General features: G+C 68.8%; 10 protein-coding genes. 7 read left to right on the forward strand and 3 right to left on the reverse strand.

Annotation, left to right across the window (positions count from 1 at the left end; translation table 11 throughout):
- Positions 1-79: 79 nt before the first annotated feature.
- The 6 genes from Ate02nite_RS12405 (at position 80) to Ate02nite_RS12430 (ending at position 10835) form a co-directional block, all read left to right on the forward strand.
- The gene (locus Ate02nite_RS12405; protein ID WP_203804212.1) at positions 80-3370 is read left to right on the forward strand and encodes an ATP-binding protein; all 3291 of its coding nucleotides are present in this window, start codon (positions 80-82) and stop codon (positions 3368-3370) included.
- A gap of 116 nt (positions 3371-3486) precedes the next feature.
- Positions 3487-4563 carry an ABC transporter substrate-binding protein gene (locus Ate02nite_RS12410; RefSeq protein ID WP_203804214.1) on the forward strand — a complete coding sequence of 359 codons (1077 nt, stop codon included), beginning with the start codon at positions 3487-3489 and terminating at the stop codon, positions 4561-4563.
- Positions 4564-4667: 104 nt separating this feature from the next.
- Positions 4668-7385, forward strand: a complete 2718-nt coding sequence (locus Ate02nite_RS12415) for an AbfB domain-containing protein (RefSeq protein WP_203804228.1) — start codon at positions 4668-4670, stop codon at positions 7383-7385.
- A 2-nt stretch (positions 7386-7387) separates the two neighbouring features.
- Positions 7388-8887 (forward strand): sugar ABC transporter ATP-binding protein, encoded by a 1500-nt coding sequence (locus Ate02nite_RS12420; RefSeq protein ID WP_203804230.1) that lies wholly within the window; start codon positions 7388-7390, stop codon positions 8885-8887.
- A complete protein-coding gene (locus Ate02nite_RS12425) occupies positions 8884-9837 on the forward strand; it encodes an ABC transporter permease (RefSeq protein WP_203804232.1) in 954 nt (317 codons plus the stop codon). Before Ate02nite_RS12420 ends, Ate02nite_RS12425 begins: the two co-directional genes overlap by 4 nt.
- Before the next feature lie 2 nt (positions 9838-9839).
- On the forward strand, positions 9840-10835 hold the full coding sequence (locus tag Ate02nite_RS12430) for an ABC transporter permease (RefSeq protein ID WP_203804446.1): 996 nt from the start codon (positions 9840-9842) through the stop codon (positions 10833-10835).
- Here the strand turns inward: Ate02nite_RS12430 and Ate02nite_RS12435 are convergent.
- The 3 genes from Ate02nite_RS12435 to Ate02nite_RS12445 form a co-directional block, all read right to left on the reverse strand.
- Positions 10832-11545: a zf-HC2 domain-containing protein gene (locus Ate02nite_RS12435; protein ID WP_203804234.1), complete on the reverse strand. Its 714-nt coding sequence runs from the start codon at positions 11543-11545 to the stop codon at positions 10832-10834. The two genes, Ate02nite_RS12430 and Ate02nite_RS12435, sit on opposite strands and share 4 nt — an antisense overlap.
- Complete coding sequence (locus Ate02nite_RS12440) at positions 11542-12063, reverse strand: sigma-70 family RNA polymerase sigma factor (RefSeq protein ID WP_203804237.1); 522 nt, start codon at positions 12061-12063, stop codon at positions 11542-11544. The genes Ate02nite_RS12435 and Ate02nite_RS12440 overlap by 4 nt, the downstream gene beginning before the upstream one ends.
- A 143-nt stretch (positions 12064-12206) precedes the next feature.
- A complete protein-coding gene (locus tag Ate02nite_RS12445) occupies positions 12207-13358 on the reverse strand; it encodes a neprosin family prolyl endopeptidase (RefSeq protein WP_239147339.1) in 1152 nt (383 codons plus the stop codon).
- Positions 13359-13636: 278 nt separating this feature from the next.
- Between Ate02nite_RS12445 and Ate02nite_RS12450 the strand changes: the two genes are divergently transcribed.
- Positions 13637-14233 carry a CorA family divalent cation transporter gene (locus Ate02nite_RS12450; protein WP_239147340.1) on the forward strand — a complete coding sequence of 199 codons (597 nt, stop codon included), beginning with the start codon at positions 13637-13639 and terminating at the stop codon, positions 14231-14233.
- Positions 14234-14364: the final 131 nt, after the last annotated feature.

Consider the following 14364-nt stretch of genomic DNA (forward strand, 5'->3'; position numbering starts at 1 on the left):
CCGTAAGGACGGTTTCTGTTATCCATTGACACCCGGCCCGTCTCCCTCGAAGTTGAGGACACCCGAACCGGGAGGACACGTGCCGGAAGTCTTGCGCGTCAGCGTGCTCGGGCCGGTCCGCGCCTGGATCGCCGACCGGGAGGTCGACCTGGGCGCGGCCCGGCAGCGCGCGGTGTTCGCGGTGCTCGCCGCGCACGCCGGCCGGCTGGTCGGCCGGGACGAGCTGATCACCGCGATCTGGGGGGACTCGCCGCCGGCCACCGCGGCCGGCAGCGTCTACACGTACGTCTCGGGCCTGCGCCGGGCTCTGCCGCCGGGCCTGCTGACCACCGCCTCGGGTGGTTACCTGCTCCGGGTCGAGCCGGCCGACCTGGACGCGGCCCGTTTCCAGCAGCTGCGCTCGGCCGCGGCCGAGTTCATGCACGCGGGCGACGGCCGGTCCGCCGCCGACCGGCTGGACGAGGCGCTCGATCTGTGGCGCGGCGACGCGTACGCGACGCTGGCCGGCCCGTTCCTCGAGCTGGACCGGCAGCGCCTGGCCGAGCTGCGGCTGGCCACCGCCGAGCAGCGGGCCCGCATCCTGCTCGACCGCGGCGGCGACGACGGCCTGATCGCCGAGCTCACCGGCCTGGTCAAGGACAACCCGCTGCACGAACCACTGCACGAGTTGCTGATGCGCGCGCTGCACCGGGCCGGCCGGCACGCCGAGGCCCTCGAGGTGTTCCGGGCGGCCCGCCGCACCCTGGTCGCCGAGCTGGGCATCGAGCCGGGCCCGGCTCTGCAGGAATTGCAGCGGCAGGTGCTGGCCGGCTCGGCCGAACAGCCGGCCGCGCTGCCGGTGCCCGAGCCACTGCGCACGGTGGTGCCGACCGCGGTGGCGAAGGCGCTGCGGGACGGCCTCACCAACCGGGACTGGTTCGGCCGGGAGGCCGAAATCGATCACCTGCGCGGGCTGGTACGGCAGGTGGCGGCCGGCACCGGCGGGTCGATCTGGATCGAGGGCGAGCCGGGCATCGGCAAGACCGAGCTGCTGACCCAGGCGTTCGCCGACGCCGCCCGCTGCGGCTGCCGGGTGGCCTGGGGTGCGGCCGATCAACTCGGCTCCCGGGTGCCCCTGCAGGTGCTGTCCCGAGCCCTCGGCCTGGAATCCGCCTCCCGCCGCCCGCGCAGTCCGGTCGCCGAGCCGGACGTGGCCGAGGACCAGATCGTCGCCTCGGTCCGGGCCGCCTGCGCCGCGACGCCGCTGATCCTGATCGTCGACGACATGCAGTGGGCGGACAGCGCCACCGTCCGGGTCTGGGAACGCCTGCAGGGTCTGGTCGGCCGGCTGCCGTTGCTGCTGGTCGCGGCCGCGCGGGCAACCGACCGCCCGCGGCACACGCCGGGTCTGCGGCTCGGCCCGCTCCCGGCCACCGACCTCGATCGCCTGGTGGCCGCGCAGGTCGGCGCGCCGCCCGGCCCCAACCTGCGGGCGCTGGTGAGCCGCTCCGGTGGCAACCCGCTGTTCGCCCGGGAACTGGTCGGCGCGCTGCGGCAGCGGGACGTCATCGAGGTCGCGGGCGGGCGCGCCGACATCGGCCCGGACGTCACCGTGGCCCCGCCGCGCACCCTGCTCGCCGCCGTGCACTCCACTCTGGACCTGCTCTCCGGGCCGACCCGCGAGGTGCTGCGGCTGGCCGCGCTGCTCGGGGCCGAGTTCTCGGTGAGCGAGGTGGTGGCGGTGACCGGCCGGTCGGCGCTCGACCTGGTCGGCGCGCTGGAGGAGGCGCTGACCGCGAACGTGCTGGTGGACAGCGGCACCGACCTCGCGTTCCGGCACGGATACCTGCGCCAGGCGCTGGTGCAGAGCGTGCCGCCGGCGTTGCGGGCCGGGCTGCACCGGCACGCGGCCGAGGTGCTCGCGGCCGGCGGCAGTTCGGTCACCCGGGTCGCCGAGCAGCTCAACGCGGAGACCCCGGCGGTCGACACCTGGGTGTTGAACTGGCTGCTCGCGCACCACGCCGAGGTGATCCGGCGTACCCCGCAGATCGCGGCCGACCTGATCCGCCGCACGCTGCGCACCGACCTGCCGTCGGCGGCGCAGCGCGGCGTGCTGCTTGTCGCCCTGGTCCGGCTCGATTTCCGCCGCGACCGGTACCCGATGACCGAGGCCGAGGAGGCGATGAGCCTCGCCACCGATCCGGCCGACCGGGCCGAGATGCGGCACCTGCTGGCGACCATGCGCTACCGCCGGGGCGAGACGGTCGAGGCGGTGACCATGCTGCGGGACGCGGTGGACGATCCGCGGGTGCCGACCATCTGGCAGACCCGGCACCGGGTGCTGCTGGCCAACTTCCGCCGCGGCGACCTCGACGACCTGGACCAGGCCGAACAGCGGGCGCAGACGGTCCGCGCCGAGGCGGAGGCGGCCGGCCAGCCGTACGAGACGGCGTTCGCGCTGCAGACCATCTGGCTGACCAGCTCGATCCGCCGGGACCACGAGCGCGCGCTGGAACACGTCGACCGCGCGCTGGCCGTGGTCAAGGGCCGCGACGACCTCACCGGGACGTACTTCGACCTGCTCGACAACCGGCTCTTCTCGCTGCAGAACCTGGACCGGCTGGACGAAGCGCAGCGCACCCTGCGGACCGCCGCCGAGTTCGCCGCGTCGCACCGGCTGACCGCGAACATGCAGGTGGCGACCGCGGTGCAGGACTACTGGCTGGGCCGGTGGGACGACGCGTTGTCCGAGGTGTCGGCGGTGACCGAGGACGGTCCGGGGATCCTGTTCCACGGCCTGCGCGAGCCGGGCGCGGTGACCATGCTGCTGCACGGGGTGGCCGCGCTGATCGCGCTGCACCGGGACGCCCGCGACCTGGCCGCCGCGCACCTCGACGCGGCCGACGCGGTGCCGGCCAGCGAGGCGGAACGGGAGAACTGCGACTTCCTGCTGGTGGCCCGGGCACTCGCGGCCGAGCAAGAGGGCCGGCCGGCGCTGGAGCTGCTGACGCCGCTGCTCCAACCGTCGTACGCGCCGATGATGCTGCGCCACCAGTGGCTGCCCGACGTGCTGCGGCTGGCAGTGCGGGAGTCCCGAATGGACATTGCCGAGCGGGCCGCCGAGATCTGCGCGACCGAGGCCGCCAAGGAGGTGCGGCCGGCCCGTGCGCACGCCGCCCACCTGCGCTGCCAGGCCCTGCGCACCGGCGATCCGGCCCTCGCGCGGGAGGCCGCCGAGCACTACCGCAAGGTGGGCCGCCGCTTCGAGTTGGCCGGTGCGCTGGAGGACGCGGCGGTGCTCAGCGGCGAACGGCCGGACGAGGCGCTGCGCCTTTACACCTCGATGTCGGCGCGCTGGGACATGGCGCGCACATCGAGGGCTGTCGTTTAATTTCCGGACCGCACGGCCGACGCGTGCGTCCTTGACAGGAAAAGTTCGATAGTGCGTGAATGTGTTTCCAGGCGGTTACTCCCCGATGTCTCATCACCGCTAAGGAGCACAAAATCATGGGCTTTTTGCGCCCTGCGGCCGCTACTCTCGGTGCGGCCCTACTCATTCTCAGTGCCGGAGCCTGCGCGAAGTCCGAGGACGACGGTTCCTCGGCGGGCTCCGGAACGCCGGCCTCGGCCGGCGCTCAGGTCGTCGCGTCGGCCTCGTCCGGGGCTGCTACCTGCACCATTGACCAGTACGGCGGCACCAAACTCGACCTCAAGACGGCGAAGGTCGGCTTCTCCCAGTCGGAGAAGGAGGCCAACCCGTTCCGGATTGCCGAGACCCAGTCCATCAAGGACGAAGCGGCCAAGCTCGGCATCACGAACCTCACGACAACGAACGCAAACTCCCAGTTCAACAAGCAGATCTCCGATGTCGAGCAGATGATCGACTCGGGTGTGCAGCTGCTGGTGATCGCGCCGCTCAACTCGGACGGCTGGGATTCGGTGTTCGCCAAGGCGTCGGCCAAGAAGGTTCCGATCATCACGATCGACCGGAAGATCAACGCCACACCCTGCAAGGACTACCTGACCTTCATCGGGTCGGACTTCGCTGAACAGGGCAAACGCGCCGCCGACGAGATGGCCAAGTCGCTGGGCAACAAGGGCAAGGTGGCCATCCTGCTCGGCGCGCCCGGCAACAACGTCACCACGCTGCGCACCAGCGGCTTCAAGGACGAGATCGCCAAGGTGGCGCCGGACATCAAGATCGTCTTTGAACAGACGGGCAACTTCGCCCGCGAGGACGGGCAGAAAGTCACCGAGCAGCTGCTCCAGTCCAACCCGGACATCAACGGGATCTACGGCGAGAACGACGAGATGGCTCTCGGCGCCATCACGGCGCTGAAGGGCGCCGGCAAGAAGGCCGGCGACGTCAAGGTGGTGTCGATCGACGGCACCAAGGGCGCTGTGCAGGCCATTGTGGACGGCTGGGCATCGGCCGTCATCGAATCCAACCCGCGCTTCGGGCCACTCTCCTTCGCCACGGCGCAGAAGTTCTTCGGCGGTGAGCCGGTCGACCAGGACGTGATCATCTCCGACCGGCAGTACGGCCAGGACAACGCCAAGGCGGACCTCGCCAGCGCGTACTGAGATCGCGGCGGCGGTGTCGGGTTTTCCCGAAAAAACCCGCACCGCCGCCGGTAAATGTTCGTTTGTGTTGCCCATCGTCGGCTCCATCCCCGAAGGAGCGGAACGTGACCGCACATCCCCGACGACTTCTCGCACTCGTGCTGGCCGCCACGGCCGGCACCCTGGTCGCCACCACCGGCCCGGCCGAGGCGTTCGCCCCCAAGACGCCGCCGCTGAGCACCCCGTGGACCAGCCAGGTCTCCACCACCAACCCGCTGCCCGAATATCCGCGGCCGCAGCTCACCCGCACCGACTGGCAGAGCCTCAACGGCATCTGGCAGTTCGTCGGCGCCTCGAACATCAACACTCCACCCACCGGGCAGACCCTCGGTGAGGAGATCCTGGTGCCGTACCCGATCGAGAGCGCGCTCTCCGGGATCATGCGACGCCAGGACTACTCGTACTACCGCCGCACGTTCACCGTCCCGACCGGCTGGACCGGCAAGAACGTGCAGCTCAACTTCGGTGCCGTGATGTGGCAGTCGAAGGTCTGGGTCAACGGCACGCTGCTCGGCACGCACGAGGGCGGCTACGACAAGTTCTCGTACGACATCACGAGTGCCCTCAAAGCGGGCGCGAACGAGATCATCGTCGGCGCCTGGAACCCGGTCGAGACCCAGGACATCCCGGTCGGCAAGCAGCGGATCAGCCGGGGCGGCATCTTCTACACGCCGTCGAGCGGCATCTGGCAGACCGTCTGGCTGGAGCCGACCAACTCGGCCCGGATCACCCGGCTCGACACCACACCCAACGTCGCGGCCGGCGGCCTCGACCTGATCGTGCAGGCAGCCAACGCGAGCGGCCAATCCGTGACGGCCCAGGTCCTTAGCGGCGGCACGGTGGTCGGCACGGCCACCGGGACGGTCGGCGCATCATTCCGGGTAAATATCCCCAATGCCCGGCTCTGGTCACCCGACGATCCTTTCCTGTACGACCTGAAAGTCACGCTGGGCAGCGGCGACACCGTAGGCGGCTACGCCGGGATGCGCTCGCTCGGCAAGGCGATGCTCGGCGGGGTGCTCCGACCCACCCTCAACGGCAAGTTCGTCTACCAGCTCGGCACCCTCGACCAGGGCTACTGGCCGGACGGCATCTACACCGCGCCGACCGACACCGCCTTGCGCTTCGACCTCGAACAGCAGAAGGCCATGGGCTTCAACATGGTCCGCAAGCACATCAAGGTGGAGAGCGACCGCTGGTTCTACTGGGCCGACCGGCTCGGCCTGATGGTCTGGCAGGACATGCCCGCCCTGGCCAGCGGCAAGGAACCGTCGACGGCTGGGCGCACCCGGTTCGAGAAGGAACTCAAGGAGATGGTCGACGAGCACAAGGGCATCACGTCGATCGTCCAGTGGGTGCCGTTCAACGAGGGCTGGGGCGAGTACGACGCCGGCCGGATCACCGACCTGGTGAAAAGCTGGGACCCGATCCGGATGGTCAACCACGACTCCGGCTCGAACTGCTGCGACTCCGACCCGGATCCGGGCAACGGCGACGTGATCGACGACCACGTCTACGTCGGTCCCGGCATCGGCCGCGCGCCGACCGCTACCCGGTTCGCGGTCAACGGCGAGTACGGCGGCCTCGGCCTGCGAACCACCCACGAGTGGCCGACCAGCGGCAAGTTCGCCTACGAGTGGCTCGCCGACTCGAACGCACTGACCAGCCGATACGTCCAGATCACCGGCCGGCTGATCGACCTGATCAACGGCAGCGGGCTGTCCGGAAGCGTCTACACCGAGCCGACCGACGTGGAGGAAGAGCTCAACGGCTTCTACACGTACGACCGGCAGGTCGCGAAGATGGACCTGGCCCGGGTTCGTGAGGTCAACCTGCGGGTCCTGGGCGCGGCGACCGGTGCCACCCTCTCCACCGGCAAGCTGGCCTCGCTGCGGGTGACCACACCCGGCTACACCAACCGCTACCTGCGGCATTCCGCCGGCGCGGCCCGTACCGACGTGATCGGCACCGCTTCGGCTGACCGCCAGGACGCCACCTATTGGGTGCGTCCCGGACTGTCGAACACCACCTGCTACTCGTTCGAGTCGCGCAACTTCCCCGGCCAGTACCTGCGGCATCGCAGTTACCGGGTCTACCGCGAAGCGAACACGGGTGGCACCTTCGCCGCCGACGCCACCTTCTGTGCCCGGCCCGGCCTCTCCGGCGGTGGCACCTCGCTGGAAGCGTCCAACATGGCCGGTTACTACCTGCGGCATCGCAGCGACGAGGTCTGGATGGACGCCAACACCGGCGGCTCGTTCACCGACGACGCGACCTGGCAGGTGACCACGCCGCTGTGGCGCAGCGGCGCCGATCTGACCGTCGGGGCGAACCGCTCGTTCCGGGTCACCACGGCCGGCTACGACACCCGCTACCTGCGGCATCAAAACAGCCTGGCCCGCACCGACGTGATCACCACGGGCAGCTCGCTCGCCGACCGGCAGGACGCCACCTTCACGGTCCGCGCCGGGCTGGCCGACAACAGTTGCTACACGTTCGAGTCGGTCAACTACCCGGGGCGCTACCTCCGGCATGCGGCCTACCGGCTGCAAACGGCGACCAACGACGGGACGACGACGTTCCAGCAGGACGCCACGTTCTGCGCGCAGCCCGGCCTGAGCGGGGCGAACCTCTCGCTCGAGTCGGTCAACTATCCCGGCTACTTCTGGCGGCACTACGCCGAAGCGGTCTACATCGCCACCAATGGCGGCGGCAACACCTGGGACTCGTCGAGCAGCTACAACGCCGACGCGACCTGGAACAACGCGAATCCACTGGGGTAAAGATGCTGGAAGTCCTCGACGTCTCCAAGATATTTCCGGGTGTGCGTGCCCTCGACCGAGTCTCGTTCCGGCTGGCGGCCGGCGAGGTGCACGCTCTTGTCGGTGAGAACGGTGCCGGCAAGTCCACTTTGATCAAGGTGCTCACCGGTGTCTACCAACCGGATGAGGGCGAGCTGCGCTATCAGGGAGAGAAGGCGCAGTTCGGGACGCCGATGGACGCTCAGCACGCCGGAATTTCCACGATTTATCAGGAAGTCAATCTGATTCCGCAGATGAGCGTGGCTCACAACCTGTTCCTCGGCCGCGAGCCGAGGAACAGGTTCGGCCTGCTCGACGAGAAGCGGATGCACCACGAGGCCCGGGAGATCCTGGCCGGCTACGGCGTCACCGCCGACGTGAAACGGCAGCTCGGCACGCTCGCCCTCGGTGCGCAGCAGATGGTCGCGCTGGCCCGGGCCGTGATGATCGACGCCAAGGTCGTCATCATGGACGAGCCCACCTCGTCGCTCGAACCGCGCGAGGTGGAAACCCTCTTCGGCATCATCCGCGACCTGCACCGCCGGGGCATCGGCATCATCTACGTCAGCCACCGGCTCGACGAGCTCTACCAGATCTGCGACGCCGTCACGATCCTGCGCGACGGCCGGGTGGTGCACACCGGAAAGCTCGCCGAGCTGGAACGGATCAAGCTCGTCTCGCTGATGCTGGGCCGGGAGATGTCCGGATCGTTCTCCGCGTTCAAGGAGTCCGACCCGGAGGTCAGCGACGCCCCGCCGGTGCTCCGGGCACGCGGCCTGACCAGCCGGCGGAAACTGCACGACATCAGCTTCGAGGTGCGGCCCGGCGAGGTGGTCGGCCTCGGTGGCCTGCTCGGCGCCGGCCGCAGCGAGACCATCAAGGCGATCGGCGGCGCCTATCCGCTGGACAGCGGCGACGTTCAGGTCGACGGCGTCGACCTGAAGAAACCCACGACCGTGCGAGCCGTCAAGGCCGGCATCGCGGTACAACCCGAGGACCGCAAGGCCGAGGGCATCATCGCCGGTCTTTCGGTACGGGAGAACATCGCGCTCGCCGTCCTCCCCCAGCTGTCCCGCTTCGGCCTGGTCTCGGACGCCAAGATCGACGCGATCGTCGAGAAGTACATGACCCGGCTGCGGATCAAGGCGTCCGGCCCGGGCCAGCTCGTCGGCGACCTCTCCGGCGGCAACCAGCAGAAGGTGCTGCTCGCCCGGCTGCTCGCCACCGGGCCCCGGGTGCTGCTGCTCGACGAGCCGACCCGGGGCATCGACGTCGGCGCCAAGGCCGAGGTGCAGTCGCTGATCGACGAGCTCGCGGCCGAGGGGCTCGGCGTCGTGCTGGTCTCCTCGGACGCCGAGGAGCTGATCGAGGGCGCCGACCGGGTGGTGGTGCTGCGCGACGGGGTCGTCGTCGGCACCCTCACCGGCGCCGAGGTGACCACCGAGGACCTGATGGCCACGATCGCCGCCGGAGGCAACCAGTGACGACCCAGGTCGCGGCCCGGCCGGCCGTCAATCTCAAGGGGCTCTCGCAGTACGGCGTCTACCTGGCCATCCTGCTGCTGGTCCTCTACAACATCTTCTTCACGCCGTACTTCCTGACCTGGAGCAATCTGCGCATCCAGCTCATCCAGGTCGCGCCGATCGTGATCGTCGCGCTCGGCATGGCGCTGGTCATCGGCACCGAGGGCATCGACCTGTCGGTTGGCTCGGTGATGGCCCTGGCCGCGGCGCTCATCCCGCTCTACCTGGGGTACGGCGTGGTCGCCGCGATCCTGGCGTCGCTGGTGGCCGGCGTGGTCGTCGGGCTGATCAACGGCGTACTCGTGGCCCGGGTCGGATTGCAGCCGATCGTCGCCACCCTGGCCCTCTTCGTCGGCGGCCGCGGCCTGGCCGTGGTGATCAGCGAGGGCAAGCTCAAGGACGTCCGCAACCCCGACCTGATCTACCTCGGCTCGGGTGACCTGCTCGGCATCCCGGTGCTGGTCTGGATCGCCGCCGCCCTGGTGGTGGTCGTGGCGTTCCTGGTGCGGCGCACCGTTTTCGGCCGCCGGCTGCTCGCCATCGGCGGCAACCGGCCGGCCACCGAGCTGGCCGGTTTACCGGTCAAGCGGGTGCTGATCACCGTGTACGTGCTGTGCGCGGTGCTCGCCTCGATCGCCGGCCTGCTGAGCGTGGCCCGCATCCAGTCCAGTGACGCCTCGGCGGTCGGCCTGCTCATCGAGCTCTCCGCGATCACCGCGGTGGTGGTCGGCGGCACCCCGCTCACCGGCGGCAAGGTGCGCGTCCTCGGCACGGTGGCCGGCGCCCTGCTCATGCAGCTGGTGATCGCCACCATGATCAAACACAACCTGCAGCCGTCCACGACCGAGATGGTGCAGGCCGTCATCATCCTGATCGCGGTCTACGTGGCGCGAGAGAGGAAGACCCGGTGACCATGACGCTTCCGGTGGCCACGCCCGAGGACACCCGCCGGACCGATCGCACCGACCGGATTGTCGAGATCGTCCAGCGGCAGGGTGCCCTCGCCGTCCTGGTCGTGGTCGTGCTGATCTCGTTCGCCACGTTCCCGAACTTCCGCAGCTTCGACAACACCGCGACGATCCTGGTCGCGGCGGCGCCACCGATGCTTATCGCGCTCGGCATGACGTTCGTGATCCTGACCGGCGGCATCGACCTGTCGGTCGGCTCGCTCTACGTGCTCGGTGGGGTCCTCGCGGCCTGGGCCTCGCAGTTCGGCTTCGTCACGGCGTTCGCGGTGCCGCTGCTCGTGTGCGGGGCGATCGGGGTCGCGAATGGACTGCTCATCGCGTACACCCGAATGGCTCCTTTTATTGTGACTTTGGCGGCGCTCCTCGGAGCGCGCGGGCTCATGCGGGCCATCAGTTCCGAGGGTTCCGCGACCTTTCTGGTCCAGAGCGACGCGTTCCGGCGGCTGGGCAACGGCTCGTTCCTCGACATCGGCTACCAGGTCTGGCTGGTCGCCGGGTTGGTGGTGCTGGGCATCGTGCTGCTGGCCCGCACCCGATTCGGGCACGCGGTCTACGCGGTGGGCGGCAGCGAGGACGCGGCCGCGCTGATGGGCATCGCGGTACGGCGTACCAAGATCTGGGTCTATGTGATGTCGGGTTTGCTGGCCGGCCTGGCCGGCGCGATCAACGCGGCCAAGCTCGGCTCCGGGGTGACCGTGCTGGGCACCGGCATGGAGCTGGACGCGATCGCCGCGGTGGTGATCGGCGGGACGCTGCTGACCGGCGGCGCCGGCACGATCGCCGGAACCATCGCGGGCGTGCTGCTGCTCGGCGTCATCCAGAACCTGATCAACCAGGTCGGCAACGTGAACAGCAACTGGCAGCAGGTGATCAGCGGAACGTTCCTGGCCCTGGTCGTGGTCGCACAGACCTACCTGGTGAAACTCCGAAGAGTGTCCTAATCGAGCAGGGCGGTGCCGAGCACGTGGCCGTCGGTGTCGGCGATGTTGATCGAGCTGACGTTGCGCAACTGGAACGAGCTGGCTCCGATCACCTTCGCGCTGCCGCTCGCCGTCGGTCCCCACACCGCCGCCTGCTCGACCTTGCCCTCGGCGTTGTGCACCTCGCACAGGAACGGGCCCTCGCCGCGCAGCTTCGTCACGTCCAGCGCCACCGACACCCCCCACATCTTCGGGGTGAGCACGGCCTGGCCGGTCAGCCCGCTGCCCTCGGCCGGCTCGAACCGCGCGGTCACCAGCTCGGCACTGGGCAGCGACGACGTCGGCGGGGTGTTGCTGCGGTTGCTGCGGATCACCCCGGCGCCGACCACGACCGCGATCAGCACCGCGGCCGCCGCGGCCAGCCAGCGCACGCGCGCGGCCCGTTTCTCCCGGTTGCGCGCCGATCGCATCCGGCGCAGCAGGCCCTCGATGTTTTCCGCCGACGGCCGGGCGGACAGGCTGATCGGTGGGTCGGCCTCGACTCCGGCCGCCCGCTGGGCGTCCGGCAGGCGCTGCAGAAGTTCTGGTACGGGCGCCAAGCGCTCCAACTCGTCGCGGCACTCGTCGCAGTCCCGCAGGTGCGCGTCGAGCCGGTCGGTGTCGGTGTCGTCCAGGCCGCCGAGAAGATAGCCACCGAGCAGCCGCCGCAGTTCATCGTGTTCCGCGCTCATCGGAGAACCCCCATCTCCTCGAACGCCGTCCGTAACGCCCGAACCGCGTAATAGGCCCGGGATTTTACGGTTCCTTCGGGTACGGACAGCTGGCGAGCCGCCTCGGCCACGCTTCGGCCCTCGTAGTACATGGCTTTGACCACGGCCTGATGGTCGTCGGACAGCCGTTCCAGCGCCTCGGCCACCAACCAGCCCTCCACCATCTGGTCGACGTTGTCCTCGACCGGCATGGCGTTGACCGCGGTCTCGTCACCCACCAGGTGCGGCCGGCGCTGCTCGGCCCGCCACGCGTTGGTGACCACGTTGCGCGCGATGGTGAGCAGGTAGGAGCGGGTGCGGCCCTGGTCGGTGTCGAGGTGGTCGATGTGCTTCCAGGCCCGCAGCAGGGTTTCCTGCACCATGTCCTCGGCGCGATGCCGGTCGTGCACATAACGCAGGACGAAGCTGAGCAGGACCGCGTAGTGCTCGGTGTAGAGCGCGGTCATCAGCTCCTCGTCGGGGCTCACCCGTCGCCTCATCCCCGTGCCCCTCGCCTCCGGCTACGTCCCGTCGCCAACAACTTGTACACCGTCGAGTTGAAGTTGGTTCGACAGGAACGTGCCGGAAACGGGACGATGCCCGGTCCCCCTCGCCGGGACCGGGCATCGCGTCACGTGGAACTTCAGCAGACGGCGTCCTCATCGGGAAGTTTGCCGTCCCCGCCGTACCGGAAGGACCTGGGCGGCGCGGGCTTGATGCCGTACTTGCCCAACTCCTTTGCCGTCTTCCCGCCCTTCGCTTCTTCCTCGAGAGCCGGGTAGGTGAAGCTCAGCGCCGGACCGTTGATGTACGACGTGGTGGTGAAGAAGGCGGACGCGGACGTTTCCTTCTCATCGACCGGGTTGTTCCCGTTACCCATGAGCGTGCAGGTGTTGTCCTTGTCGAGGACGGCGATCTCGCCGAAGAGCTGGATCAGACCGGACTGGCTGAAACTCGTGCCCTTCTCGTTCCAGAGCGACTCGGGGAAGTAACCGATCCACTCGGAGTCGAACGCGACCCACCAGGAACCGTTCGAGTACTGGATGCCGAACTTCTTGGCCGCACCGTAGGCCAGGGTGTCACCGGGCTTGAGGTTCTTGCTGAACTGCACCCAGCCGCAGCCGTTGTAACAGGTTTCTTCACCGTTGACCCAGTGATAGACGAAGAAGTGCGGGTCGTAGCTGCCCTTGTTGGTCAGGGGGTCGACCGTCCAGCCGACCTCGACGACCTGATCGCTGTCGGCCGACTGCAGCGCGATCTCGGCGAGGCTGTGGTAATCCTTCTCACCCAGCGTCGGCTTGGCCACGGTCAGGGTGGAGTAGACGCCGTCAGTTACGGCATCCTGCCGGGCGGTGCTGTAGATGTAGTCGACGTTGTACTCGCCGTCGGCCTTGGCCGACGGCGGCAGCGGCGGCGGCACGTCGGTCTTCTCGTTGAGCAGCGACTCGCTCTCGGTCTCGGCGGTGCGGCCCTTCGGCGCGTATCGACCGCGCGGCAGGATCGAGCCGGTCGTGTCGGCGGAAGCGGCAGCGACACCGGCTGCACGTAGCGTCTTGCTGTCAGCGCCCGCGCGACCCTTGCGGATCCTCGTCGGGCGCTCGCCCCACGGCAGGAGAGCCGGCGGCGTCGCCGTATCGGCGATCGCTCCGGTCGGGGAGTCGGCAACCGGGACCGTCTGGTCGGGGGCGCCCGTGATCTGCTCCGCACCTGCGTTGAGCGTCGAGGCGACGCCGATGGCGCCGACTACGGCTACGGCAAGGCCGGCGGCGAGTAGACCGCGGCGTGACTTCAACACGTGTCCGTCCTCGTTGATCGGGGGGTCGGAGGTTGGGGGCGAGGCGACCTCCGGCACCGGTTCTCGGCGGCGCACGTCACCATATAGCTTCCTCGATTCCAGATGCTGTGGCCGAGCGGTTTTCCGCCTTAACGGCTGAGGGGGCCAGCCGATCCGGTGATGCAACTCGCAATTTCCGCGACTGAGCGTGTTCACGCGATCGCGGAGTGCGCCTTTTTACCCATTGTTAGGAAAGAGGCAAAGTCCGACGAGCTTCTTTCAGGTCTAGCGTAAAAGTCATGGCCGGGATCCGGGTCCTGACGCTCACCGCCGACGGGGTGCAGACCCACGCCGTCGCCGAGGTGGGAGCGCTCCTGGCACCCCCGGGAGCACTGGTGTGGGTGGACATTCCGGAGTGCACGGAAGAAGCGATCTCGCTGCTCACCGATGTTCTCGGGTGTCATCCGCCGGCGGTCCGCGACTGTATGCAACGGAACCGGGTGCCTCGTGTCCGGATTTATCCGCATCAGCAGCTATTGATCATGCACGGTCCGGAGCGGGGTCCGTCGGGTCATGTCCACTATCTCGAACTCGATCAGATAATCGGCGATAAGTACGTCGTCACCGTGCACGGCCCGATCAATCCCGCCCTTTCCCCGGAAGTCGCACTCCGGGAGACCGACGGGGCGCGCCGGCGACTGGAGAGCGGCCGGCTGAAACCCGATTCACCGTACGAACTGGCATACGCGATCACGTCATCATTGATCCACCGACTCGAAACCTTCATCGAGGAGGTGACCACCGACGTCTGGCACCTGGAGCAACGGGTCACCGGCGGGCACATGGGCAACCCGGAGGAGTTCCTGGAGGAGCTGTTCCAGGCCCGGCACGGCTGACGTGGGCCAAGCGTCGTGGCTGGTGGTGACGAGTTCCTCCCATATCTCGGAACCGGGTTGACCACTGATCTCCAACCGGGTCACGATGATCGGCATGCAGCGGACGGGTATCCCTCTCGTCGCCGACTTGG

The sequence above is a fragment of the Paractinoplanes tereljensis genome (assembly GCF_016862435.1).
Taxonomy (GTDB): Bacteria; Actinomycetota; Actinomycetes; order Mycobacteriales; family Micromonosporaceae; genus Actinoplanes; species Actinoplanes tereljensis.

What these genes read in the sequence shown, in the direction of transcription:
- Ate02nite_RS12410 (WP_203804214.1), top strand. Translation starts at nt 3,487, where the DNA reads ATGGGCTTTTTGCGCCCTGCGGCCGCTACTCTCGGTGCGGCCCTACTC.
- Ate02nite_RS12420 (WP_203804230.1), top strand. Translation starts at nt 7,388, where the DNA reads ATGCTGGAAGTCCTCGACGTCTCCAAGATATTTCCGGGTGTGCGTGCC.
- Ate02nite_RS12430 (WP_203804446.1), top strand. Translation starts at nt 9,840, where the DNA reads ATGACGCTTCCGGTGGCCACGCCCGAGGACACCCGCCGGACCGATCGC.
- Ate02nite_RS12435 (WP_203804234.1), bottom strand. Translation starts at nt 11,545, where the DNA reads ATGAGCGCGGAACACGATGAACTGCGGCGGCTGCTCGGTGGCTATCTT.
- Ate02nite_RS12440 (WP_203804237.1), bottom strand. Translation starts at nt 12,063, where the DNA reads ATGAGGCGACGGGTGAGCCCCGACGAGGAGCTGATGACCGCGCTCTAC.
- Ate02nite_RS12450 (WP_239147340.1), top strand. Translation starts at nt 13,637, where the DNA reads ATGGCCGGGATCCGGGTCCTGACGCTCACCGCCGACGGGGTGCAGACC.